At 69.2% G+C, this 26,271-nt stretch carries 11 protein-coding genes; 8 read left to right on the forward strand and 3 right to left on the reverse strand.

What is annotated here, in order from left to right; translation table 11 throughout:
* Positions 1 to 122: 122 nt before the first annotated feature.
* Positions 123 to 1,802 carry a PucR family transcriptional regulator gene (locus AC07DU_RS26685; RefSeq protein WP_360896046.1) on the reverse strand — a complete coding sequence of 560 codons (1,680 nt, stop codon included), beginning with the start codon at positions 1,800 to 1,802 and terminating at the stop codon, positions 123 to 125.
* 254 nt (positions 1,803 to 2,056) lie between these two features.
* Between AC07DU_RS26685 and AC07DU_RS26690 the strand changes: the two genes are divergently transcribed.
* The 7 genes from AC07DU_RS26690 to AC07DU_RS26720 all read left to right on the forward strand — a co-directional run bounded on the left by AC07DU_RS26690 (position 2,057) and on the right by AC07DU_RS26720 (position 11,811).
* Entirely contained in the window at positions 2,057 to 2,953 is an 897-nt protein-coding gene (locus AC07DU_RS26690; RefSeq protein ID WP_031151493.1) for an FAD binding domain-containing protein, read from the forward strand.
* A gap of 2 nt (positions 2,954 to 2,955) precedes the next feature.
* Positions 2,956 to 3,561, forward strand: coding sequence for a (2Fe-2S)-binding protein (locus AC07DU_RS26695; RefSeq protein ID WP_360896043.1), 606 nt, complete (start codon positions 2,956 to 2,958; stop codon positions 3,559 to 3,561).
* Between the two features lie 2 nt (positions 3,562 to 3,563).
* Complete coding sequence (gene pucD, locus AC07DU_RS26700; protein ID WP_479114046.1) at positions 3,564 to 5,969, forward strand: xanthine dehydrogenase subunit D; 2,406 nt, start codon at positions 3,564 to 3,566, stop codon at positions 5,967 to 5,969.
* A 327-nt stretch (positions 5,970 to 6,296) separates the two neighbouring features.
* Complete coding sequence (locus AC07DU_RS26705) at positions 6,297 to 7,760, forward strand: NCS2 family permease (protein ID WP_479114048.1); 1,464 nt, start codon at positions 6,297 to 6,299, stop codon at positions 7,758 to 7,760.
* Between the two features lie 177 nt (positions 7,761 to 7,937).
* On the forward strand, positions 7,938 to 9,089 hold the full coding sequence (locus tag AC07DU_RS26710; protein ID WP_479114050.1) for an XdhC family protein: 1,152 nt from the start codon (positions 7,938 to 7,940) through the stop codon (positions 9,087 to 9,089).
* A 131-nt stretch (positions 9,090 to 9,220) separates the two neighbouring features.
* Entirely contained in the window at positions 9,221 to 10,495 is a 1,275-nt protein-coding gene (locus AC07DU_RS26715) for a YncE family protein (RefSeq protein ID WP_479114052.1), read from the forward strand.
* Positions 10,496 to 10,575: 80 nt separating this feature from the next.
* A complete protein-coding gene (locus AC07DU_RS26720; RefSeq protein WP_479114054.1) occupies positions 10,576 to 11,811 on the forward strand; it encodes a GNAT family N-acetyltransferase in 1,236 nt (411 codons plus the stop codon).
* A gap of 21 nt (positions 11,812 to 11,832) precedes the next feature.
* Here the strand turns inward: AC07DU_RS26720 and AC07DU_RS26725 are convergent, their stop codons facing one another.
* Positions 11,833 to 14,049, reverse strand: a complete 2,217-nt coding sequence (locus AC07DU_RS26725; protein WP_479114056.1) for a terpene synthase family protein — start codon at positions 14,047 to 14,049, stop codon at positions 11,833 to 11,835.
* A 235-nt stretch (positions 14,050 to 14,284) separates the two neighbouring features.
* Positions 14,285 to 18,538, reverse strand: a complete 4,254-nt coding sequence (locus AC07DU_RS26730) for a ricin-type beta-trefoil lectin domain protein (RefSeq protein ID WP_479114058.1) — start codon at positions 18,536 to 18,538, stop codon at positions 14,285 to 14,287.
* A 474-nt stretch (positions 18,539 to 19,012) separates the two neighbouring features.
* Between AC07DU_RS26730 and AC07DU_RS26735 the strand changes: the two genes are divergently transcribed.
* Positions 19,013 to 26,164 carry a polymorphic toxin-type HINT domain-containing protein gene (locus tag AC07DU_RS26735; RefSeq protein WP_479114060.1) on the forward strand — a complete coding sequence of 2,384 codons (7,152 nt, stop codon included), beginning with the start codon at positions 19,013 to 19,015 and terminating at the stop codon, positions 26,162 to 26,164.
* Positions 26,165 to 26,271: the final 107 nt, after the last annotated feature.

Raw genomic sequence — 26,271 nt, forward strand, 5'->3', positions numbered from 1 at the left:
GGGCGAAATGAGAGCACGGATCGACGGCATCGGCCAAGGGGTCGGGTGAACTCTTTCACAAAGTCCGGACGGATCATCAGCCGTCCCGCGGGCGGGTCCGTCCGGCCGCGGGGCGGATCTCCTCAGCTCATCCGCAGTGCGAGGAAGAAGTCGAGCTTGTCCTCCAGCCGCGACAGGTCCCGCCCCGTCAACTGCTCGATGCGTCCGACCCGGTAGCGCAGCGTGTTGACGTGCAGGTGCAGCCGCGTCGCGCAGCGGGTCCACGAACCGTCGCAGTCGAGGAAGGCCTCCAGTGTCGGGATGAGCTCCGCGCGGTGGCGCCGGTCGTAGTCCCGCAGGGGATCGAGGAGGCGGGCGGTGAAGGCGCGGCGGACGTCGTCCGGGACGAACGGCAGCAGCAGCACGTGCGAGGCGAGCTCGTGGTGGCCCGCCGCGCAGACCCGGCCCGGGCGGGCCGCGGCGACCCGGCGGGCGTGCCGGGCCTCCTCCAGCGCCCCGCGCAGCCCCTCGGCGGAGTGCACGGCCGCGCTGACGCCCAGGGTGAGCCGGCCGTCGTCGGCCAGACCGGCCGCCAGGGGGTCCCGTACGGTCGCGAGCAGCTCGTCGGCGTGCAGGGCCGAGTCCGGGCCCTTGTCCTCCCCGGCGTCCCCGGCGAGCGAGGGCAGCGGTACGAGGGCGATGGCCTCGTCACCCGCATGGGCCACGGCGATCCGGTCGGAGGGCTCCGGCCCCGAGACCGACGGGTCGACGAGGATCTCCTCCAGCAGGGACTGGGCCACCGGGCCGCCGGGGATGTCCCCGTTGTCCCAGTCGACCCGGGCCACCACGACCTGCCAGTGCGGGGCGGCCCCAAGCCCGGGCAGCAGGACCGGGGCCGCCACGCGCAGGCGGGCGGCGATCTCGGCGGGCGGTGCACCCGTCTGGACCAGTTCCAGGACTTCCTGTGCCAGGCGGCGGCGCACCGTACGCGCGGCGTCGCGCCGGTCGCGCTCCACGGCGATCAGCTGGGTGACGCCCTGGAGCAGGTCAAGGCGCTCGGCGGGCCAGTCGCCCGCGTCCGCCTCCACGGCCAGCAGCCAGTCCGACAGCACGGTCTCGCGGACGTCCCGGGCGGCCGGACCGGCCGCGCCGCGCCCGTGTCCCCTGATCGGGAAGAGCGAGTAGGTAATACCCTGAATGGAGATCCGGTGCGGCCCCCTACGGCCCGTCCGGACCGCCGCAAGGTGCTCGCTCGCCAGTGCCGCGCACACGCCCGGCGCCAGCGGCTCTCCCGCCCCGGCGATCTGCCGACCGGTGGGGGACAGCACCCAGGCCCGGAGGTCGAGGTCGGTGGTGAGCAGATCCAGCACCACGTCGGGGCCGCCGCCGGCCGGACCCGAGGTCATCAGACGGCGGTGGCGGTCCACGACGGCCGCGAGGTCCCCGGCGCGCTCGCCCGAAACCTGCCGCACGACGTACTCGGTGATCGTGGCGAATGCAACGTTCTCGTTCACGGCGAACAGCGGCAGGCGGTTGCGCAGACAGGCCGAGACGAGATCGTCGGGGATGTCCCCCAGCTCCGCCTCGCCCGCCGCGAGGCCCGCGACACCGGCGCTCGCGAGGATTCGTACGAACGGCTCGGAATCGGCTGAATTTCGTCTCCATGCCAGGCCGGTGAGGACGAGTTCACCCCCGGTCAGGTATCGGCTGGGATCGCGCAGGTCGGTCGTCATGACCCCGCGGACCGTCCGGTCGAGCTCGTCCTCGCCGCCGAGCAGCCGCAGCCCCAGCGCCTCGGTTTCCAGCAGTGCGCGCAGCCGCATGATGTCGCCGCCGATCTGTCTCGATTGTTGCCGTTGGAAATCGGGCAGGTCGTTGCATCCTGCCTTTCATACGAATCTACAAGACGAGGGAGGCCGTCAGCCAACTCCTTCATGGTTTCGGTGACTGCACCCGGGGGACGCGCGGCTTGTGTACTGAGTCCGCACCGCGTTAACAGCACGTGAACGACCAGTCGAGGGCCCCTAGGCCGCCTGGCTTGAAGTGAACGACACGATGAAGAAGAAGAGAGCCGCTCATGGACTTCCTTCGCCCCGCCAGCTGGGAGGAGGCACTCGCCGCTAAGGCCGAGTTCCCCACAGCTGTGCCGATTGCGGGTGGCACCGACGTGATGGTCGAGATCAACTTCGACCACCGGCGGCCGGAATACCTTCTGGACCTGAACCGCATCGGTCTGCTGCGGGAGTGGGAGGTCGGCGAGGACGTGGTCCGTCTGGGCGCCTCCGTCCCGTACACGCAGATCATGGAGAACCTCCGGACGGAGCTTCCGGGTCTCGCGCTCGCCTCGCACACGGTCGCGTCCCCGCAGATCCGTAACCGCGGCGGAGTCGGCGGCAACCTCGGTTGCGCCTCGCCGGCCGGTGACTCCCACCCCGCGCTGCTCGCGGCGGGCGCCGAGGTCGAGGTGGAGTCCGTACGCGGCTCTCGACTGATCCCGATCGACGAGTTCTACACCGGTGTCAAGCGCAACGCGCTCGCCGCCGACGAGCTCATCAAGACCGTCCACATCAAGAAGGCGGACGGCCCCCAGCAGTACTCCAAGGTCGGCTCCCGCAACGCGATGGTCATCGCCGTCTGCGCCTTCGGCCTGGCACTCCACCCCGAGACCCGCACGGTTCGCACCGGCATCGGTTCGGCCGCGCCGACCCCGATCCGAGCGAAGGCCGCCGAGGAGTTCCTGAACGCCGCGCTCGAAGAGGGCGGCTTCTGGGAGTCCGGCAAGGTCATCACCCCGTCGATCGCCAAGCAGTTCGGTGACCTCGCCTCCGGCGCGGCCAACCCGATCGACGACGTCCGCGGCACGGCGAAGTACCGCCGTCACGCGGTTGGCATCATGGCTCGCCGCCAGCTCGTCTGGACCTGGGAGCAGTACCGCGGTACCGGCAACGGCCGCTCGCTTGAAGGGGCTGCGTAATCATGCGCGTCAATTTCACTGTCAACGGCCGTCAGCAGGAAGCCGACGACGTCTGGGAGGGCGAGTCCCTCCTGTACGTCCTGCGCGAGCGCCTGGGCCTGCCGGGTTCGAAGAACGCGTGCGAGCAGGGTGAGTGCGGTTCCTGCACCGTCCGTCTCGACGGCGTGCCGGTCTGCTCCTGTCTCGTCGCCGCCGGCCAGGTCGAGGGCCGCGACGTCGTGACCGTCGAGGGACTGGCGGAGTTCGCCAAGCAGCGGGACGAGCACGGCCACGGCGGTGCCTGCGGCACCGGCGGCGGCTGCGGCAGCAAGGGCGTCTCCCTGGACGCGGCCAAGCAGTGGTCCGCGAAGGGCGCCGACTCCCAGACCGGCGAGGGCGTGGAGCTCTCCACCATCCAGCAGGCGTTCATCGACGCCGGCGCCGTCCAGTGCGGTTTCTGCACCCCGGGCCTCCTGGTCCAGGCCGACGCGCTGCTGGAGGAGAACTCCTCCCCGTCCGACCAGGACATCCGTGAGGCCCTGTCCGGCAACCTCTGCCGCTGCACGGGCTACGAGAAGATCCTCGACGCGGTCCGCCTGGCGGCCGCCCGTCAGGGAGAGGCGGTCTGACCATGGCCCAGAACACCCGCACGGCGCCCGCCGGTGCGCCGACGAACGTCAGCCAGAAGCACAACAAGGGCGGCATCGGCGAGTCCACGCTCCGCCCGGACGGCACCCTCAAGGTCACCGGCGAGTTCGCGTACTCCTCGGACATGTGGCACGAGGACATGCTGTGGGGCCAGACCCTGCGCAGCACCGTCGCCCACGCCGAGATCGTCTCCATCGACATCTCCGAGGCGCTCGCCATGCCGGGCGTGTACTCGGTGCTGACGTACGACGACCTGCCGGCCGAGATGAAGAACTACGGCCTGGAGATCCAGGACACCCCCGTCCTCGCCAACGGCCGCGTACGCCACCACGGCGAGCCGGTCGCCCTCGTGGCCGCCGACCACCCGGAGACCGCCCGCCGCGCGGCCGCCAAGATCAAGATCGACTACCGCGAGCTGCCGCTCGTCACCGACGAGGCCTCCGCCCTCGCCCCCGACGCGCCGCTGATCCACGAGGGCCGCGACGACCACCACTCCGGTCACGTCCCGCACCCGAACATCGTGCACCGCCAGCCGATCGTCCGCGGCAACGTGGAGGAGGCCCGCAAGCGCGCCGACGTCATCGTCGAGGGCGAGTACACCTTCGGCATGCAGGACCAGGCCTTCCTCGGCCCGGAGTCCGGCCTGGCCGTGCCGTCCGAGGACGGCGGCGTCGACCTGTACGTCGCCACCCAGTGGCTGCACTCGGACCTCAAGCAGATCGCCCCCGTCCTCGGTCTCCCCGAGGAGAAGGTGCGCATGACGCTCTCCGGCGTCGGCGGTGCCTTCGGCGGCCGCGAGGACATCTCGATGCAGATCCACGCGTGCCTGCTGGCCCTGGCCACGAACAAGCCGGTCAAGATCGTCTACAACCGGTTCGAGTCCTTCTTCGGCCACGTGCACCGTCACCCGGCGAAGCTCTACTACGAGCACGGCGCCACCAAGGACGGCAAGCTCACGCACATGAAGTGCAGGATCGTCCTGGACGGCGGCGCCTACGCGTCGGCCTCCCCGGCGGTCGTCGGCAACGCCTCCTCCCTCTCGGTCGGTCCGTACGTCCTGGAGGACGTGGACATCGAGGCGATCGCGCTCTACACGAACAACCCGCCCTGCGGCGCCATGCGCGGCTTCGGCGCCGTCCAGGCCTGCTTCGCCTACGAGGCCCAGATGGACAAGCTCGCGGCGAAGCTGGGCATGGACCCGGTCGAGTTCCGCCAGCTCAACGCCATGGAGATGGGCACGATCATGCCCACCGGCCAGGTCGTGGACTCCCCGGCCCCGGTCGCCGAGCTGCTGCGCCGGGTCAAGGCCCGCCCGCTGCCGCCGGAGCGCCAGTGGGAGAGCGCCGGCGAGGGCGCGGACGTCCGCGCGCTGCCCGGCGGTCTGTCCAACACCACCCACGGCGAGGGCGTCGTCCGCGGCGTCGGCTACGCGGTCGGCATCAAGAACGTCGGCTTCTCCGAGGGCTTCGACGACTACTCGACCGCCCGCGTACGCCTGGAGGTCATCAACGGCGAGCCCGTCGCGATGGTCCACACGGCCATGGCGGAGGTCGGCCAGGGCGGTGTCACCGTCCACGCGCAGATCGCCCGTACGGAGCTGGGTGTCACGCAGGTGACCATCCACCCGGCCGACACGCAGGTCGGCTCCGCCGGTTCCACGTCCGCCTCGCGGCAGACGTACATGACCGGTGGCGCCGTGAAGAACACCTGTGAGGCCGTCCGCGAGGCCGTCCTGGAGATCGGGCGCCGCAAGAACGGGTCCTACCACCCGGCGTGGGCGACCGCCGAGCTGCTGCTCGAAGGCGGCAAGGTCGTCACCGACGGCGGCGAGGTCCTCGCGGACGTCGCCGAGATCCTGGAGGGCGAGGACGCGATCGACCTGGAGCTGGAGTTCCGGCACCGGCCGACCGTCCCCTTCGACCTCAAGACCGGCCAGGGCGACGGCCACGTCCAGTACACCTTCGCCGCGCACCGCGCGGTCGTGGAGGTGGACACCGAGCTCGGCCTCGTCAAGGTCGTCGAGCTGGCGACCGCGCAGGACGTCGGCAAGGCGCTCAACATGCTTTCCGTGGTGGGCCAGATCCAGGGTGGTACCACCCAGGGTCTCGGCGTGGCGATCATGGAAGAGATCATCGTGGACCCGAAGACCGCGAAGGTGCGCAACCCCTCCTTCACGGACTACCTGATCCCGACCATCCTGGACACCCCGACCATCCCGGTCGACGTCCTGGAGCTCGCCGACCCGAACGCGCCGTACGGCCTTCGCGGTATGGGTGAGGCCCCGACCCTCTCGTCGACCCCGGCCGTCCTCGCGGCGATCCGGCAGGCGACCGGTCTGGAGCTCAACAAGACGCCGATCCGTCCGGAAGCCCTGACCGGGACCCTCTAGGACGGCGTGGGCCGGGGGCCGCGAGGCCCCCGGACCCCCTCAGACTCTCCGGGCGGCGTGGCTCGGGAACGTCACACTTCACCGCCCGCCGCCCGGAGTACATACGAAGCACCGCACCGCTCGCGGTCCCTTCACCTCGCAGCACCCCTGCAAGAAACCCCCACGTAGTACCAGCGGTCACCCCCGCACTACCCGCAGTACACGCAGTGAACCTTTCGCGTCGCCTCGGGCCGTCACCCCGGGTCGTGCAGCCAAACGCACCATCCCAAATCCCGCAATCTCCAATCCCCAAGCGGGTGCCCCTTTGAACCTTGGGAGTTAGGCACCATGACCCAATCGTCTGTGGAGCCCAAGACCACCGCGGAAGAGGCCGGCGACGGCTCTCGCACCCCCGCCGGGCGCTCTTGGCTCGACCGGTACTTTCACATAACGCACAGAGGCTCCAACGTCGGCAACGAGGTCCGTGGCGGTATCACGACCTTCATGGCCATGGCGTACATCCTCCTGCTCAACCCCCTGCTCCTCTCGGGCAAGGACGTCGCCGGCACGTCGATGGAAGCTTCGGCGATCATCACCGCCACGGCGTTCGCCGCGGCCGTCACGACGCTCCTCATGGGCTTCGTCGGCAAGGTGCCCCTCGCACTGGCCGCGGGCCTGTCCGTGTCCGGCGTGCTCGCCTCACAGGTGGCCCCCCAGATGACCTGGCCGCAGGCCATGGGCATGTGTGTGGTCTACGGTGTCGTGATCTGTCTCCTGGTCGTCACCGGCCTCCGCGAGATGATCATGAACGCGATCCCCCTCGCGCTCAAGCACGCCATCACCATGGGCATCGGCCTGTTCGTCGCCCTCATCGGCCTGGTGAAGGCCGGCTTCGTGGGCCGCGGCCCGGAATTCGGTCCCCCGGTCCAGCTCGGCGCCGTCGGTGAGCTCGCCGGCTGGCCCGTACTGATCTTCTGCGTGACCCTGCTCGCCATCTTCATGCTGCAGGCACGCAAGGTTCCCGGCGCGATCCTGATCGGCATCGTCGGCGGAACCATCCTGGCCGCGATCCTCAACGCCGTGGCGGACATCGACCCGAAGGCCTGGCGCAGCGGCCCGCCGGAGCTCAGCGGCTCCGCGATCTCGATGCCGGACTTCTCCCTCTTCGGCGACGTCTCGTTCGGCGGCTGGGGCGACGTCGGCTACATGACGGTCGGCATGATCGTCTTCACCCTGGTGCTCGCCGGGTTCTTCGACGCGATGGCCACCATCATCGGCGTCGGCACCGAGGCCAAGCTCGCCGACGACAAGGGCCGCATGCCGGGCCTGTCCAAGGCGCTCTTCATCGACGGCGCCGGTGGCGCCATCGGTGGCATCGCGGGTGGCTCCGGCCAGACCGTGTTCGTCGAGTCCGCGACCGGCGTGGGCGAGGGCGCCCGCACGGGCCTCGCCTCCGTGGTCACCGGCCTGTTCTTCGCCGCCTGCCTCTTCTTCACCCCGATCACCCAGATCGTCCCGGGTGAGGTCGCCTCCGCGGCCCTGGTCGTCATCGGCGCGATGATGATGCAGAACGCCCGCCACGTGGACTGGGCCGACAGCGCGACCTCGATCCCGGTCTTCCTGACCGTCGTGCTCATGCCGTTCACGTACTCCATCACCGCTGGTGTCGCCGCCGGTGTCCTCGCGTACGTGGCCATCAAGGTGGCGCAGGGCAAGGCCCGCGAGATCGGTGCCTTCATGTGGGCGCTGACCGGGATCTTCCTGGTCTTCTTCGCCCTGCACCCGATCGAGGGCTGGCTCGGGGTCAGCTGACCCGGACCGGTCGGGCCGGTCCCCCTGCCGTGACCGGTCCGACCGGCCTGACTGGGCCGCCGGCCTGACTGGTCCGACCGGTCAGGCAGGGGCAGCCGCGCACGCAGCGCAACCGTACGGACACCGCACCCTCTCCGTATCCGATACTGGAAATCGAACCTCGCCGAGGAGGCCGCAATGCTGGACATCGCCGAAGAGCTGAACCGGTGGGTCGAGCAGGGACGTGACTTCGCCGTCGCCACCGTCGTCGCGGTCGGCGGCAGCGCGCCCCGCCAGCCCGGGGCCGCGCTCGCCGTCGACGGCGAGGGCACGGCCATCGGCTCGGTCTCCGGTGGATGCGTGGAGGGTGCGGTCTACGAGCTGTGCCGACAGGCGCTCGAGGACGGCGAAACCGTCCGGGAGCGCTTCGGGTACAGCGACGACGATGCCTTCGCCGTGGGCCTGACCTGCGGCGGGATCATCGACATCCTCGTCACCCCGGTGCCCGTGGGCTCCCCGGTGCGGGAGGTGTTCGCGGCCGCCCTGGCCGCCGCGTCCCGCGGCGAGGCCGCCGCCGTGGCCCGCATGGCCGAGGGCCCCGCCGAGCTCATGGGCCGCGCCGTGCTCGTCCGTACCGAAGGCGCCCACGAGGGCGGCTTCGGCGGACACCCCGAGCTGGACCGCACCATCGCCGAAGAGGCCCGCGCCATGCTCGACGCCGGGAAGACCGGCGTACTGGAGATCGGCGCCGACGGCCGGCTCTGCGGAGAGCCGCTCAAGGTGCTGGTCGAGTCCAGCGTCCCGCCCCCGCGCATGATCGTCTTCGGGGCCATCGACTTCGCCTCGGCCCTGGTGCGGATCGGCAAGTTCCTCGGCTACCGGGTGACGGTGTGCGACGCGCGTCCCGTCTTCGCGACGAAGACCCGCTTCCCCGAGGCGGACGAGATCGTCGTCGACTGGCCGCACCGCTACCTGGAGAGCACCGACGTGGACGGCCGGACCGTCCTATGCGTACTCACCCACGACGCCAAGTTCGACGTCCCGCTCCTCGAACTGGCCCTCAGGCTTCCCGTCGCCTACGTCGGCGCCATGGGCTCCCGCCGCACCCACGAGGACCGCAACAAGCGGCTCCGCGAGGTCGGCGTCACCGAGCTCGAACTGGCCCGGCTGCGCTCCCCGATCGGTCTGGACCTCGGCGCCCGCTCGCCGGAGGAGACCGCGCTGTCCATCGCCGCGGAGATCGTCGCGAACCGCCGCGGCGGCACCGGCGCCGCCCTCACCGGGGCGCGCATCCCGATCCATCCCGACGCCGCGAACACCGTGATCGACCGCATCGGGTCCGTCGCTTGAAGAGCTGACCGCCGAACGTGAGAAAAGGGCACGACCCCTAGGGGTTGTGCCCTTCTGGCGTTCCGTCTATTTTTACCGGCCGGTAACAGGAGGCGCCCTCTCCTTCCCTTCCCCCCACCGGAGTTGAGCGGATGATACGTACCCTGCGGACCCTCGGCGCGCTGGCCGCGGCCACTCTGCTCACCGCCTTCACGCCGACCCCGGCCCCGGCCGCCCTGCCCTCCGTCCCGCCCTCCGCCCCGGCTGCCAGCGGCGCCGGCCTGCGCGAGGTGCTCTTCGTCGGGAACAACTGGGAGGGGACCGCCGACGTCCTCTCCTCCACCGGCGACCTCGCCAAGGTCGGCCGGATCAACATGATCCCCGATAAGGCCGAGCGGCTGCACGAGATCTACCTCAACCCCCTCAAGCTCGGCTTCTTCCTCGGCATCCGGGAGAGCGCCGGCGAGGGCCACGACCAGTTCGTGGACGACATGTACACCACCCCGGACGGCTCCGCCGTCGTCGCCTCCCGCCCCAGCTTCGCCGACGTGGTGTCCATCGACGTCGCCTCGGGCCGCATCAACTGGCGCTTCCCCGTAGCCGGTTACCGGGCCGACCACATGGCGGTCTCCCCGGACGGGACCCGCATCGCCGTCTCGGCCTCCACCGCGAACACCGTGCACGTCCTGGACATCGCCACCGGGCAGCAGGTCGGCTCCTTCGCCACCGGCGACAAGCCGCACGAGAACGTCTTCACCGGGGGCGGACGCTACCTGTGGAACAGCGCCATCGGCGAGGTGAACACCGCCCTCGACGCGCCCTGGCTGGACTGGACGAAGGGCGACCGGAAGCTCACCGTGATCGACACGCAGACCTTCCGCACCGTCCGGGTGATCGACATGCGGGAGCGGCTGGACGCCTTCGGCCGCAAGGACCTGTCCGACGCCCTGCGCCCCGTCGCCTTCAGCCCCGACGAGTCGAAGCTCTACTTCCAGGTGTCCTTCTTCAACGGCTTCCTGGAGTACGACGTGGCCTCCGACCGGATCACCCGCCTCAAGACCCTCCCCGTGAACCCGGCGACCAGCACCGACCGCACCAAGTGGGTCAACGACTCCCGTCACCACGGCATGTCCATGAGCCCCGACGGTGCGAAACTCTGCGTCGCGGGCACCATGGACGACTACGCGACGATCGTGGACCGCGCCACCCTCGCCGAAGGCCCCCTCGTGCCCGCGGCCAAGCCGTACTGGGCCACGGTCGACGGCGACGGCAAGGGCTGCGTGATCTCCGAGAGCGGCGCCGACCAGGTCACGGCCATCGACTTCGCCACCGGCACCAAGCGGGTGTCCGTCCCGGTGGGGGACCATCCCCAGCGCGTACGGCTCGGCCACGTCCCCGCGGACTGGACCGGCCCGGCGTCCCAGTGACCGCCCGCGCCGCCCGCACATCACCACATCGGGTAAGTGCGAGGTGACCTGGTCTGCTATGACCGATTAGTCTCGTGATCATGGTGGACATCCGTGACGTGCCCGACGCCGACATCGACCGCGCTCTGGAGCTCGCGTACCTCGTCTTCCACGATCGGCCGGAGAAGGAGGGCCGCGACCGACACCACGCGCTGCTCGTGCGGTGCGACCGGATCGGCGCCTACGACGGGGACGTCCTCGTCGGCTTCATGGCCGCGCACGACTTCCGGCTCTCCGTGCCCGGGGCGGACCCCCGCTGCCCCGGGCTCACCTTCGTCTGCGTCGCCCCCACCCACCGCCGCCGGGGCGTGCTCACCGGGTTGATGAGCGAAATGCTGCGCCGCGCCACGGCCGCCGGCAGCCCGCTCGCCGCCCTGTGGGCCTCCGAGGCCGCCATCTACGGGCGCTTCGGTTTCGGCGGCGCGACCACCGGCGTCACCATCGAGATCGACTCCACCCGGCCGCTGGCCCTGCGCATCGACCCGGACCGGCGGCCGCTCCAGCTCGTCGACCCCGCCGACGCCCCCGCCGTGATCGGGCCCTTCCACGAGGCCGCCCGCACGGTCCGGGCCGGCCGCCCCACCCGCAGCGCGGAGCGCTGGCGCGAGGAGTGGCTGGCCGAACAGGACGAGGAGGACGAGGAGCTGAGCCCGCCGCGGATCATCACCCTGGGCGACCCGGACGAGCCGATCGCCGGATACGTGCTCTACCGCACCAAGCCGGAGAGCGAGGGCGGGTCCGCCCGCGCACACGGCGGCCTGGTCCGCGTCGACGAGCTGGAGGCCGACACCCCGGCGGTGGCCGCCGCCCTGTGGGAGTGCCTGGCCGCCCTCGACCTCACCCACAAGGTCCGCGCGTGGGGCCGCCCGGTCGACGACCCGCTGCTGCACTTCGCCGCCGACCGGGACCAGGTGCGCGTCACCGCCCAGTACCCGGCGCTCTGGCTGCGCCTGGTCGACGTGGGCGCGGCGCTGACCGCGCGGTCCTGGGCCGCGCCGGTGGACGTGGTGCTGGAGGTGCACGACGTACGGTTGCCCGCCAACGCCGGGCGGTTCCGGCTCAGGGCGGGGCCGGACGGGGCGACGTACGAGCACGCGGACGCCGCCGCCGACCTGGCCCTGGACGTACGCGAGCTGGCCGCGTGCTACCTGGGCGGGACCCGGGTCGGCGACCTCGTCGCGGCCGGGCTGGTGCGGGAGCACGCGCCCGGCGCGGCGGCGGCGCTGGACGTGGCCCTGCGTACTCCCGTACTGCCGCACACCGCCGACGAGTTCTGACACCGGGGGCCCCCGCGACCCCTACGCCGGCAGGGAGATCCGGGCCGCCGACATGCCGAAGCCGGAGTCCCAGACGCCGGTCGACAGGGCGCCGGGGATGCGGTGCAGGTCCTCGGCACGGTAACGGCGGATCTTCTGGTGCCAGTTGAGGATCCCGGCGTGCCAGTCCTTGAGCTCGTCCACGTACGCGTCCAGCGCGGTCCGCGCCTCGGCGCTCAGCTTCCAGTCGTCGTAGAGCAGCGGCAGCTGGGTGGCCACGATGTGCTCGAACTCCTCGGTGCGCTGGGTCATCAGCGCGTGGCAGATGCTCAGGGCCTCCCGGTAGCCGATGTCGAAGAAGTTGCGGGTCACGAGGATGTAGTTGTGGACCTCGCCCTCGACCTCCACCTCCTTCTGGTAGGAGTAGATGTCGTTGATCATGCAGGCGGCGTCGGCGACGGCGTTCTCCAGCGAGCGGATGGTCCCCGAGGCGTAGATCTCCTCCGGGATGCCGCGGCCCTGGTGCTGGAGCCGGCACAGGTACATCGTGAGGTAGCTGCCGAAGGTGCGGCGGCGCATCTCGGCGTAGTCGACCGGGTCCGGGATGCGGTTCTGGATCTGGTTGTCCACCTCCCACAGCCAGCTCTCCAGCATGTCCACCAGCGTCGCCCGGAACTCGGTGCGCTGCACGGTGGTCATGGGGGCGCTGGTGCGGACCCACAGATCGCCGAGGGAGCGCTCCATCGCGGTCACCGGCTCGGCCTGCTCCGCGTGGTCGACGGGGATCATCGCGATCAGGCGCGCGGTGGTCGCCTTGGCGGCCGGCAGGTTCTTGGCCTGCGCGAAGACCACGGGGTAGTAGTCGTCACCGTACGTACCCCAGGTCAGCCAGCTCGCGTTGAGGGCGAGCGCCTCCGGCGTGGCGTCCGGATCGATGCCCGCCGAGCAGACCGCGAAGTCGAAGCCGCGCAGCCTCTCCTCGGTCCAGATCGCCGAACCGGGGTCGCCGGGCTGCGGGTCCAGCAGGCCCATGCGCCGGGCCCAGGCCACCGACTCCTCGCGGGCGTGCGCCAGATGGGGGCTGAGAGTGAGCTGGTGCGGCATGTAGATGTCGGGGATGACGGAGGGGCCGGTGTACTCGAAGGGCACGTGGGTGAAGGAGCGGCGGCGCATCTCCATCGAGCGCTGCGTGAAGACGGACCGCAGGTCGAGCGCGGTGGTGCCGAGGCCGGACGGCAGGAAGGGCAGGGTGAGCGGGGCGGTGGCCTGGGCCTCCTTGTTCATGTAGCGGCTGGAGACCATGTGCCACTCGTGGCCGCCGGACTGCCAGTCCTGCAGGCCCTTGGCGTAGGCGAGGACGGCGGCGATCTCCGCCGGGTCCATGGCGTGGTCGGCGAAGAGCTGGGGGAGCTCTACGAGCGCGGTCTGCTCGAACTGCTGGAGCCGCGAGGTGAGCAGGTCGTTGGAGGCGTCGGCGGCCTCCTGGGTGGTGCAGCCGAGGAAGGTCTCCAACACCAGGACGGCGTTGGAGAGTTCGCCTTCGTCGGCGACCTCGCGTTCGTAGGAGAAGATGTCGTTCCTGATGTGCACGGCATCGGAGAACGCGTCGCGCAGGACGCCGAGCGCCCGGGAGTGGGCCACGCGGGCGGGCACCTCGGCGGAGACGTACTCGATCAGGCCGGCCGACCAGGGGGCGCCGCCCACCTTGCGGCGCATCTCGATGTATTCGAGCGGGTTCGCCACGCGCCCGATGTTGATGTTGGCGAGCTCCCACATCGATTCGTTGAGCAGGTTCTTCGTGGACAAGGAGAACCGTTCCCGCCAGTCCGCGGACATCGCGGGGACGGTCCGCTCCCACAGGTCCGCGAGGCCCGCCTCGACGGGATTGGTGGGCTCGGGGAAGCCGTCGGCCAGGTCCATCGGCATGAAGGCGGCGAGCCGGTCGAGGTACTCCTTGGCGCCGTCGCGGTCCTGCGAGCGCTTGTACATCTCCAGGAAGTGGTCGTCGAAGAAGAACACCCACACGTACCAGTCGGTGATGAGCGACAGCGCCTCACTGTCGCAGTCGGGGTGGGTGTACGAGCAGAGCAGCGCGTAATCGTGGGAGTCGAGGTCGCTCTCCTCCCAGACGCCGGAACCTTCCAGCATTCCGAGGTCGCGCGCCCATCGCTTGGTGTGGACCCTCGCGTCCTCGTAATGGGGGTTCAGTCGCGCCGGATAAGGCACGTAGAACTCCGGCAGTTGAAACGGCTGCGTCACGGCAGGGCCGGCCTTTCGTCCAGGGATGCGGGGCCCGTCGTCGTTCCGGCACCCCGCACGAGATCAGCAGTGCCCTACCCCGGGCCGCCGGGGGATAAGGGGCAGTTCACCGCTTCAGGTGACCCAGAGGCCGTTCCGCGCCGCGGGGGCGCGCGGGGGGCTAGGGCAGGGGGAAGAAACGGCGGAGGCCGCCTCCCCGGGCGGGAAGACGGCCTTTGTGTGGTGCGGTGGATGGTTACGGAGTGGGAACGGGAAGGGGCGCCGTACCGAGAAGGGGAACGGTCCAGCGCTGAGCCGGACTGGGATTGCAGTCCCAGAGCCCGAGCTGGGTCCCGGGTGTGGTGTTGAAGCTGCCGAGGTCGAGGCAGCGACCTGAGGCGGGGTGGTAGATGCCACCGTCGGCCCGGGGCAGGAACTGCTGGCTGCCGGCGCTGCCGTCACAGGTGCGGAGCTCGATGAGAGTGCCGTTGGCGACACCGCCGTTGGATGCGTTCAGGCACATGCCCTGGTTGCGGACGGTGCCGTCGTTGGCGACCTGGAACTGCTGGGCAGCGGTCCCGTTGCACGCCGCGATCTGGATCTTGTTTCCGTCCACCAGGCGGTTGAAGTCGTTGTCTACGCAGTGGGCTGCGGACTGGGTCAGATGGATCGGCCCGGCTGCCTGCGGGGCGGTGACGGGGGCGGCGTAGGGGTAGACGGCGAGGTTGCTCATGCCGCCGCTGAACGGGGAGGCGACGTATGCGCCGGAGTCCTTGAAGCGGCCCAACTGGAAGGGGCCGACCGGGGCCGGGCTGGTGGACGCCTTGTGGTGGCCAGTGCCCGCCAGGGTGCCGTTGACGTACAGGCGCATGAGGCCGGTGTTCTCGTCGTAGACGGCGGTCAGCTGCTGCCAGGCGTTCAGCGTGATGGCGCCGGCGCTGTTGACCTCATTGGTCTCGTCGTACGGCCAGGGGTTCGTGTCGCCGTTGGCGATGGAGAACTGCCAGACCCTCTTGTTGTGGTTGGGGAAGAGCAGCAGCGAGCTGTTGCTCCCCAGGTCCTGGCTGAGGGCGACTCCGCCGAGTTCAGTGGCCTTGACCCAGGTACTGATGGTGAAGCTCTTGCGGGTGTCGATGACGGGGCCGGCGGTGCTGGCGTACGAGCCGCTCGCTTTGCTGAACGCCGCATAGGACGAGCTGCGGTAGCCGATGTTCTCGGCTGCGGGGAAGGTGAGATTGGTCGTGGTGGCGGGGAAGTTGCCGACCGCGCTCGGGGTGGAGGTGCCGGTCTGCCCCGTCAGCTTCCACTGCGCCTTGGGCATGTTGAGGTTGCCCAGGGCGACGGGGGTCGTGCTGACGCCGGTGGCGGCCGGGAAGGGCGTCGCGGTGCCAACGCCACTGAAGGCGACGAGCTGCTGGTTGGTGTCGACGGCCCACAGGTCGGGGATGCCGTCGCCGGTCAGGTCACCCTCGGACCCGACCCGCGGGTAGACCTTCGGGTCGATCTTGCCGGAGATGAGGCCCGCGGGCGGGTTGGTGAAGCCGGTGAGGTCGGGAGCCTGGGCCGTGCCCTTGACCGAGAAGGCGTGGAGGCTGCCGTCGGTCTTGGAACGGGCCCACAGGGTCGGGAAGTCGGTGCCCTGGGCCCGGCCGGGGGCGAGCAGGTCGTAGCCGGCCCACTTGGTGTCGTTGGCGGAGAGCAGGACGGCCTGGGGGGCGAGCGCATTCAGTGCACCTGCGGTGCCCAGCCACAGGCGTCCGCTCTCGACGAACAGAAGGGACGTGGCGGGCAGCGTGTCGGCCGTGGCACCCGAGTCACCGATGGGGGAACCCAACGCCGCGATCTGGGTCACCTTGGACCAATTGGCTACGCCGTAGCCGTAGGCCGCGCAGTCGATCGAGGCGCCGGTCGGCGTTACGCAGGTGGCCGGCTTCGTGATCGGCGCATTGGCCTGCCCGTCGAGGCGGCCATAATTGTCATTGCTGTAGAGGTAGAGCTCGGGCTTGCCGGGCTCATGGGCGAAGAGGTCGTCGACGGTCTTGCGCCCCAGACTGCCCCGGTGGCTGATCTGGACGCCGTTCCAGTTGGGGGTGGCTCCTGGCGCCGCCTGGATGATCGCGTTGGGCGCGCCGTACGGGTCCTGGCCGCCTGCGATCGTGCGAAGGTTGCCGGCGGTGTCGGGGAGCAGGACGTCGGGCTTGCGGTCGTTGTCGAGATCACCGAACACGGGCTTGCCCGCGTCGGGGTTGGACGGCGCGTAGTAGCTGTAGACGAACGGCTGCGACATGTTGCCGGCGTTGTCCTGGGTCTGCAGGTAGACGTAGTTGGTGCCCCACTGCTGGGGCGTGACCTTGACGGTGGCCTTACCATCGGTCAGCTTGATCACGCCGGGATCGGTGCACTTCCAGCCGGTGGCGGCCGCCTTCACGGGGTCGGTGGTCCACCGGGCGCAGGCCAGGCCCGAGGTGCGGGTACCGGCCGCCGGGGCGGGATCGGTGCCGGTGAGGGTGAAGGTGCCCTCCTGGCCGGCGAGCTTCGGGTGTGCCCCGATGGTGCCGGAGGCGGGGAAGTCCGTGGAGCTGACGGTGGCGGTCGGCGGGGTGCGGTCGACGCGGAAGAAGCACCATTCACTGTCGGCGCTGGTCAGGAAGCCGTCGGTGTTGCGGGCGTGCCAACCGTACTGGTGTCCGTCGGTCAGTTGACCGGCATCGACGGTGACGGGGCCGCTGCTGCCGTTCCAGCCGGTCTCCTTGAGGTCGCTCTTCCCGCCGTTGTCATCGTCCCAGTAGATGAAGGCCGTCCAGAGCGGGAGGCCCGTGGCCGAGTAGGTGTCGGCCGTGAACGTGATGTTGTTGTTGGCGCCGACCCAGCCCGGGTTGTCCCAGGGGTAGGTGGTCCCGGGGGTGCGGCAGCCGGCGTAGGAGGCTGTGTCCGCGAAGCCGGGCGTTGGGCCGGCGCGGGGTGACGACACCGTGGGCGTGATGTCGTACTCGACCACGATGCGCGGGCTGTTGTCGAACCGCTGACGGTAGTACTTATCAGACTCGTTGTCGGGAGCGAGACCCACGGTGATGGTGGGCCACCTGTACTGGACTGCCTTCTTCACCAGGTTCTTGACGTCGAAGGTGATGGTGCCGGATCCGGACATGGTGATGCCGGCTTCCTTCGAGCAGCCGCCCATGTGCGAGTTCTTGTCGCAGGGCTGCCGGTTCCAGCTGGTCGGGTTGCCGATGGCGCCGGTGGAGTACAGACCCATCGGGGTCGGTGTGCTCGGGCTCGAGGAGGAGACCACGTTCGCCTCGAACCGCGCGCTGAGGACCTCGGTGCCGTAGAGCTGCGTGTTCACGCCGATCTGGAAATAGGCGCGGGTCTTGCCGATGCCGTCGCAGGGTGGGTTGCCCACGTAGTAGCCGCAGTAGCCGGTGGCGGGCCTGTCCTGCCCGTACTGCGTTCCGTTGAACTCGTTGGTGTCCGAGTACGCCTCCTGGACCTGGGCCCACGCCTGGTTGGCGTTGTCCAGGGTGGGTGCCCAGCCCGGATCGATGTACCAAGGGCCGGTGCCCTGACCGAGCAGGTCGGCATTGGGTACGAGCTGGAGGCCGCGGTCGTCGACGGTCGTGGCGACCGGCTTTACGGCGGCGCCTTCGCCGGGGCCGTCGGAGCTCGACGCGGTCGAGGGGGCCAGAGGGATTTCCTCGGCTGGTGCGGACTGCATGGCGAAGGCGCCCGCCGACTTCGATCGGCCGACGTCGGCGGCCGACCCGGAGCGAGCCGAGTCCCACATGACCGGGGTCGGGGCGGTGAAGCGGGCGCTGCCCTGGGCGTCGACCGCCTTGAGGTTGCCGGCAACGTCGGCACTGACCGTCAGGCCGTCGGCCCCGATGGGGAACTGGAGCTTTCTGACGGCGGCGCTGGCGGCGGCCTCGGCGGTGTGAACGATCAGCACCTGCCGCCAGCCACCGGCGGGCGTGGCGGTGAGTTCGAGGTCCACGCCCGGCAGGACGGACGGGTAGAGGGCGCTGTCACCGTTAAGGGTGGGCTTGGGCAGCGGGAAAGGCGCCTTGAGGGCCAGCTTCTTGCCGTCGGCAGTCGTCATGGTCGCCATCGGACCGGTTCCGCCGCCGGAGAAGCCCAGCTGGGAAGGGACGGCCGTCGGAGCCACCGTGCCGTCGGCGGTGGTCCGCAGGGTCGCGTCGACTTTCTGCCAGCCTCCCGATGCGTTCTTCACCCGTTCCGGCGCGAGGGCCGTCTCCGTCGTGAGCGTCCCCTGAGGGGTGGCGAACGTCTGAGAACTGGCTGTCGTCAGCGAGTCGATGACGACCCGCTTGCCGCTGCTCTTCGCCTGAGCCTTGGCGGTGCCGATCGCCGAGGGGGGAGGGGTGGTGGGCATGGGCCAGGACGTGTCGGCCGGTCCGTGGCCGCGGTCTTCGGCGGCGTATGCAGGAGGGCCGGTCAGCAGACCGGCCCCGAGAGCGACCACGGTGGCGCCGGCCAGGGTGATGGTGAGCATGCCGGGGGAGTGGCGTCGGCCGGATTTCCCCGGGTCGGAATGGCGTGAAAGGAATGCAGGCCTCAAGGCGGAGGTCCTCGCTGTCAGCGGTAAATGAAGTGAAGTCAGGGGCACATTTCCTCTCAATCTGAAAGCTTGTCAACAGCCTGTGTGGGTCCTGTGAAGAGGTAATGTCCGGTTCATGTCGCGAAACGCCATGTTGTCCACGGGTGACATTGCTCATGGGGAGATTCTTAGAATCTCATTAGACTTCGAAATTCCCGCTCTATAAAGCGAGGTTAATCCGGACCCAGACGGTCCGGTCTTTTCCTGTACCGGTTTCCTGGGGGGATCCTGTTGTCTCATCGGAGTCGCTTTGCCATGCGTTCGACGCGTGGCAGAGCACGGGTCGCGGTCGTTGCCGCACTCGCCGTTCTGGTTTCTGGACTGGGTCTTCCCGCAGTCCAGGCGGCTGACAAACCGCCAAAGGTGTGGGTGCCACCGAAGACCGCACTGCCCGGCGCGAAGCCGGTCAAGGGCGCGGACGCCAAGTCCTCAAAGGGCACGGCGCCGACTGCCCGGCCCTGGAAGCCCGCGCCGAAGTCGAAGGCCCCGGTCGGGGCCAGCCGGGTCGACGTCGGATCCCGCTCCGCTGCGAAGTCCGCTGCCGGGGCAGGGGCCGTCCAGGCGGCCGAGTTGCCCGTTTGGGTCGCACCCGGGAAGGACGCACAGGGCAAGGGCAAGGCCTTGCAGTCCGGACCCACGAACTCCGCCTCGGCCAGCAGCTCCGGCAGCCTCAGCGTCGAGGTCAAAGACGCTGCCAAGGCACGCGCCGCCGGAGTGAACGGTGCGCTGATCACCCTCACCGAACCCCTCGGCGTTGCCGCGACGGGCAAGGTCGAGGTCGGTCTGGACGTGTCGGCATGGGCGAAGAGTGCCGGCGCCAACTGGGTTGACCGTGCTCGTCTGGTGCAGTTGCCCGCATGTGCCTTGACGACGCCGGGTGCGGCCGGTTGCACCACGCGCACGCCCGTCGCCTCGCACCGGGACGCCTCCGGGCGCCTGGTCGCCCAGGTCGAGGTGGCGAAGAACTCGGCCGCTCCCAGCATGCTGCTGAAGTCGCAGCCGGGCGCCCAGGCCGGGTCCGCGGATGCCCCGCAGGTCATGGCCACCCAGGGCGTGGCCCTCGCTGTGGAGCCCGGCCCGTCCGGCAACCTCGGCGACTACTCCGCGACGCCGCTCCTGCCGTCGGCCTCCTGGCAGGCCGGGGCGAACTCGGCGAACTTCACCTACGGCTACACGGCCGAGATTCCGTCGACGATCGCCGGAGCGGCGCCGAGCATGGTTCTCGGCTACGACTCCTCCTCGATCGACGGCCGTACCGCGTCGACCAACGCCCAGGCCGGTCTGATCGGTGAGGGCTGGGACTGGCACCCCGGCTCGATCTCCCGCTCGTATAAGGGCTGCAAGGACGCCGGCATCAAGGACTCCGGCGACCAGTGCTGGGCCGGCGACATCCTCTCCCTCTCGATGGCGGGCCACGCCGGGCAGATCGTCCGTGACGACACCACCTGCGTGTACCGCCTGCAGGGCGACGACGGCACGAAGATCGAGCGCCTGACCGGCCAGCGCAACTCCGCCTGGAAGGGCGAGGGCTTCCGCGTCACGACCACAGACGGCACGCAGTACTACTTCGGAGCCAACCGCCTGCCCGGCGGTGACGGCACCGACCCGGAGGCCAAGTCGGTCTCCACGGTGCCCGTCTACTTCAACAGCGGCCAGGACAAGTGCCTCGGTGCCGACACACCGGCTAACGGCACCTACCAGCAGCTCGGCTGGCAGTGGAACCTCGACTACGTCGTGGACCCACACCAGAACCTGACCTCCTACCGCTACGAGCAGGAGGACAACTACTACGGTCGTGGCGGCGGCCAGAACAACGGCGACGGCACCCCGACCCTCTACCAGCGCGCCTCCTACCCGACCTGGATCGGCTACGGCCAGCGCCTGCCCGACCAGATCACGGCCAAGGGCAAGGCCAATACCGCCGCCCAGATCTGGCTGCGGTCCGCGGACCGATGCTTCGAAGCGGGCGACGCCTGTGACCCCACGAAGCGCAAGACCAATCCCACGGCCTGGGGTGATACTCCGGTCGACCAGGAGTGCGCGGCCACCGGCCAGTGCCTCAACCTGTCGCCCACCTTCTTCACCACCAAGCGGCTGACGAAGATCGACACCGAGGTCCTGGGCACCGGCGGCTATCGCAACATCGACTCGTACACGCTGAAGCAGCGCTTCGAGGCGCCTGGTGACGGAACCTCCCCCACCCTCTGGCTCGAGTCCATCCAACGGAGCGCTACCAACGCGCGCACCCCGCTGACCGTGCCGCCCGTGCTGTTCGAGCCGCTGCAGATCCCCAACCGCGTCGACGGCGTGGTCAAGCGTCCCGACGGTACCGAGGCCAACACCTCCCGCTACAACCGGCCGCGCATCCAGGCCATCACCACCGAGACTGGTGGCCGCATCAACGTGGTCTACAAGGCCCCGGAGTGCTCGCGGGTCAAGGGCACCGTGCCGACGGCCGACGACACCAACACCATGGCGTGCATGCCGGTCAAGTGGTACCTGCCCGGCCAGTCCTACCCGGACCCGGTCAACGACTGGTTCCACAAAGTCGTCGTCGAGTCCGTCACCCAGCAGGACATGGTCGCCGGCCAGGTCAGCACGGTGACCAACTACGAGTACGGCGGCGGCATCGCCTGGCACCGCAACGACTCCGAGTTCGCCGACCCCAAGACGCGTACGTGGGACCAGTTCCGCGGCTTCGCCACGGTCACCACCCGTACCGGTAGCGGCAACGCGTCCGAGGCCCCGCGCACCAAGTCGGTGGCGACCTTCCTGCGCGGCATGGACGGCGACGTCCTCGCCAACGGCACCAAGCGCAGCGTGAACGTCCCCGACGCGCACGGCGGCACCATCAAGGACGAGGAAGTCCTGTCGGGCTTCGTCCGCCAGACCGAGACCTACGACCGCGACGGCGGCACCGTCGTCAGCGACGAGGTGTCCACCCCGTGGCTCGGCGCCGTCACCGCCACGCGCGCCCAGTCCGGCGGCATGCCCGCGATCATGGCCCGCGCGCTGAACACCGGTAAGGTCGTCGGCCGTGCCAAGCTCGCCAACGGCACATGGCGCACGACCGAGCGCACCTCGACGTACGACGACACGCTCTTCTCGCGGCCCCTCCAGGTCGACGACAAGGGCGATGTGTCCCGCACCGACCAGCGCATGTGCACCACCTTCGAGTACGCCACCGGCCCCGGAGGCGCACTCACCCAGCTCGCCTCCCGCACCCTGATCGTCACGGGCGCGTGCGGTCAGACCCCGAATTCGGCCAACACGGTCGGTGACACGCGCACCTACTACGACGACAAGGCGTACGGCCAGACCGGCGCGACCGCCGACCAGACCGGCACCGAGGTGCTGGAGAAGTACGACGGCGCGGGCAAGCCGGTCTACCGGCTCAACATGACGGCCTCGTACGACCCGTACGGCCGTCTCACCACCAGCACGAACAAGCTGCGAAAGGACGCTGCCCACCCGGACGGCGCGGTCACCAAGACCGAGTACAGGGCACTGCCCAACGCGCTGCCCTACGAGGTCACTCACACCAACCCGCTGGGCTGGAAGACCATCACCACCCTCGACACCGGCCGTTCGCTGCCGATGAAGACGACCGACGAGAACAACCACGTGGCCGAGCGCGGCTACGACGCCCTCGGTCGTGTCACCACCATCTGGCAGCCGGGGCAGGACCGGACCGTCGACCCGCCGGTCCGCAAGTTCTCGTACGCCATGAACGGGACGAACGCGCCGACCAACGTTCTGAGCCAGGCGCTCATGAACGACGGCAGGTACATCAACAGCTACACGATCTACGACGGCCTCGGTCGCGTCCGCCAGACGCAGGCGTACACCCCGTCTGGTGTCTTCGGGCGCATGATCACCGATGCCCTCTTCGACTCGCACGGCTGGCAGGTCAAGACCAGCGCGCCGTACTACAACAACGAGAAGGCTCCCGGCGGGGCGCTCTTCCTGCCCAACGGCGGGGTCAACCCCGACAGCAGGACTCCTTCCCAGACCGTCTCGGTCTTCGACGGTCTCGGCCGGACCACTGCTTCTGTGTTCCAGTCCTACGGGATCGAGCAGTGGCGCTCGAAGACCGAATACCCCGGCGCTGACGAGGTCCGGAACATCCCGCCAACCGGCGGATACGCCACAGCCTCCATCACCAACGGCCTGACGTCCGTGGTGCGCCAGTACAAGGGCAACACGCCCACGGGTGACTACGACGAGACCACGTCCGTCAGCAACACCCAGGGCAAGGAGCTGTCCCGCAAGGACTCCGCCGGCAACGAGTGGACCTTCGCCTACGACCTCCTCGGTCGTACGGTGAAGACCACCGACCCGGACTCGGGCACGGCCGAGACCGTCTACGACGACGGTAGGAACCTCGTCACGGTCAAGGACGCCCGCGGCAAGCAGGCCACGACCGTCAGCGACCTCCTCGGCCGCACGATCGCGACGTACGAGGGCGCGGCAGTCGACCCGGCCAAGCAGGTCGGTGCCTTCACCTACGACACCAAGGCGCTCGGCAAGCCGGACACGACCACCCGCTACGTGGGCGGCAAGGCGGGCAGCGCCTACATCACCGAGGTCACCGGCTACGACAGCGGCTACCGGCCGCTCGGCACCAAGGTCACCATCCCTGCCGTCGAGAAGGAGCTGCAGGGCACCTACGAGACGAAGAACACCTACGACAAGTACGGCCAGCTCAAGACCACGGCCCTACCGGCCATCTCGAAGGCCGGCCTCGGCGCGGAGACACTGACGTACGGGATCAACTCCGTCGGCAGCTTCACTTCGCTCGACGGCACCATCGGTTCTACGATGACGCCGTATGTCGTGGACATGCGCTACGACCCCTTCGGCAGGGCCATCCGCACCACTGTCGGTGACACCGGCCGACAAATCGTCTCGACCGTCGACTACGACGAGGCCACGGGCCGGCCGGTCCGGTCCACCCTCGACAAGCAGACCGCGGCCACGGCGAGCGTCGATGTACTCGACTACACCTACAACCGGGTCGGCCAGCTGACCTCGATCAGCAACACGCAGGACGGCACTGCCCGTGACCTGCAGTGCTTCACGACCGACTACCTCGGCCGGCTGACCCAGGCCTGGACCGACACCGGCACCACCACGACGGCGCCCCAGCCGAGCGTGCGCGGTATCGGCGGCTGCACCAACTCCACAGGGCCCAAGGTCGACGGGACCGGCAAGCCGAGTGTGGGCGGTCCGGCCCCGTACTGGCAGCAGTACGAGTACGACAAGATCGGGAACCGCACCAAGCTGGTGAAGAAGGACGTCACCGGCAACGCGGCCAAGGACACGACGGTCACCCAGACCTTCGGTGCCGGTCCCAACACGCCTTCCTCCGACCCGAAGACGGGCGGCGGCACGGGCGGTCCGCACGCGCTGATGGCCTCCACGCAGACCAGCAGCACGGGCACCATCGTCACCTCGTACACGTACGACGCGACCGGTAACACCGCCTCGATCACCAGCACTCCGGGAACCAAGACCCTGACCTGGAACGACCAGGGCAAGATCGACAAGATCACCGGTACCGGTGAGAGCGGTGGCACCAGCTACCTCTACGACACCGGCGGCAATCAGCTCATCCGCCGTGAGCCCGGTAAGACCACGCTCAACCTCGGCACCGACCAGATCACTCTGGACACCGCCACCACCAATGTCTCCAACGTCCGTACGTACGGTGCGCCCGGCGGCCTGTCCGTCACCCGCACCACGACCGCCGGCGTCTCGTCGCTCGCTTACCAGTCGTCGGACCACCACGGCACAAACGGCGTGCAGTTCAACGCCACGGACCTGGCCCAGGTCCGTCGCCCAGCGGACCCGTTCGGCAACGAGCGCGGCACCCCGCCGACGCCGGGGGCCTGGGCCGGAGACAAGGGATTCGTCGGCGGTACCAAGGAGAAGTCCACCGGCTTCACCCTCTTGGGCGCCCGTGAGTACGACCCCACGACGGGCCGGTTCATCAGCCCCGACCCGATCATCGACGGTGGCGACCCGCAGCAGTGGAACGCGTACGCCTACTCCAACAACGATCCGATCAACAAGTCGGACTCGACCGGCCTCAAGGTCTACTGCGACAACTTCTCCACCTGCGCCACGAACACCCACACGGGCAACACCAACGACGCCGCGGCGACGCAGTACAGCGGAAGCGGCAGCAGCAGCAACTTCAACCCCGTGGAGGAGACCACCCACGAGCTCAACAAGGCCAAGAAGAAGCGCGATGAACTGAAGTACGCCGTGATCGATCTGGTCATGGACCTGATCGGCTACAACGATGCCCGTGACTGCTTCACCAAGGGCGACGTCATGGCGTGCATCAACACGGCGCTCAATGCGGTTCCCTGGGGCAAGCTGGCCAAGGCCATCAAGATCGGCATCAAGGCCTTCAAGATCTACAAGGAGCTCAACAAGGCCTACGACGCGGTCAATGCCGCTGAGCGTAAGGCCTCCAAGGCCATGGAGGCCTTCACCAAGGCCAAGAAGGCCGAGGACGAGGCATCCGCTGCAGCGGCTCAGGCACGAAAGGCCGGGGACCAGAAAGCAGGGACCGAGACAGCCACCGACAGCGCCGGTACAGAATCCAAGGCCGGCAGAGGCGAGGCCGACGCCGAGGCGAGTGGCGGAGGAGCGGAAGCCCGTGCAGCCGACTCCGAGGCCGGAGCCGGGTGCTCCGTCAAGAGGAACAGCTTCCCCACGGGCGCACGCGTCCAAATGGCCGACGGCACGAGCAAGGCCATCGAGGACGTCCAGGTAGGCGACAAGGTCCTCGCCACCGACCCGCAGACCGGTGAAACCGAAGCCAAGACGGTCACGGCCACCATCACCACTCCCGATGACAAGGAGTTCACGGACCTCACTCTTACCGACGACGCGAACCCCCGCGGCCCGCCGGCCACCCTCACCTCCACCTCACACCACCCGCACTGGAGCGAGACCCGCCGCCAGTGGCTCGACGCCGGCGAATTCGCCGAGGGCGAGCAGCTCCGCCAGCCCGACGGCTCAACCCTGACCGTCCGGGCGACCCGCGATTACCCGCTCGCCGTCACCACGCACAACCTCACCGTCGACGACTTCCACACGTACTATGTGCTGGCTGGGGCCACGCCGGTCCTCGTTCACAATTGCGAGCTCAGCTACGGCGAAGCCTCAGAGAAGGCGAACCAGGCACTGGCCGCTAAGCTCGACGAAATGCACTCAACGATGTCTCGCTCCAAGATTCGTGAATTTGCAATGGGGTCTGCCGCTGTCGACCGGAAAACTGGGAACGTAGCAGTCGGCATGAAGAAGACCGGAGATGGCGCCTTCTGCGCGGAGGACATTTGTCGAGCCGATCTTGTCGCCAGAGGCGCGAATCCGGAAGACATCGTCTATAGCGTGCCGCTTCGCCCATTGAAGCGCACCCCTGCCCCTGTGTGTACGCGTTGCGAAAGTCGAACTACTCGTGATCAATTCGCTCCTGGAACCGAATGGGAGAGTGATCTAGGGTGAAATCGTCCGAAGAGTGGGATTGGGAATCCCTCACGACCCTGAGTGTTCCTTCGAACCAGCTTCGACAGCATCTTGGGCGACTGCTCGGGAGTGATGCAGAGGAGCGC

The organism is Streptomyces sp. NPDC045695 (assembly GCF_056432025.1).

What these genes read in the sequence shown, in the direction of transcription:
- AC07DU_RS26685 (WP_360896046.1), bottom strand. Translation starts at nt 1,802, where the DNA reads ATGCGGCTGCGCGCACTGCTGGAAACCGAGGCGCTGGGGCTGCGGCTG.
- AC07DU_RS26690 (WP_031151493.1), top strand. Translation starts at nt 2,057, where the DNA reads ATGGACTTCCTTCGCCCCGCCAGCTGGGAGGAGGCACTCGCCGCTAAG.
- AC07DU_RS26695 (WP_360896043.1), top strand. Translation starts at nt 2,956, where the DNA reads ATGCGCGTCAATTTCACTGTCAACGGCCGTCAGCAGGAAGCCGACGAC.
- pucD (WP_479114046.1), top strand. Translation starts at nt 3,564, where the DNA reads ATGGCCCAGAACACCCGCACGGCGCCCGCCGGTGCGCCGACGAACGTC.
- AC07DU_RS26705 (WP_479114048.1), top strand. Translation starts at nt 6,297, where the DNA reads ATGACCCAATCGTCTGTGGAGCCCAAGACCACCGCGGAAGAGGCCGGC.
- AC07DU_RS26710 (WP_479114050.1), top strand. Translation starts at nt 7,938, where the DNA reads ATGCTGGACATCGCCGAAGAGCTGAACCGGTGGGTCGAGCAGGGACGT.
- AC07DU_RS26715 (WP_479114052.1), top strand. Translation starts at nt 9,221, where the DNA reads ATGATACGTACCCTGCGGACCCTCGGCGCGCTGGCCGCGGCCACTCTG.
- AC07DU_RS26720 (WP_479114054.1), top strand. Translation starts at nt 10,576, where the DNA reads ATGGTGGACATCCGTGACGTGCCCGACGCCGACATCGACCGCGCTCTG.
- AC07DU_RS26730 (WP_479114058.1), bottom strand. Translation starts at nt 18,538, where the DNA reads ATGCTCACCATCACCCTGGCCGGCGCCACCGTGGTCGCTCTCGGGGCC.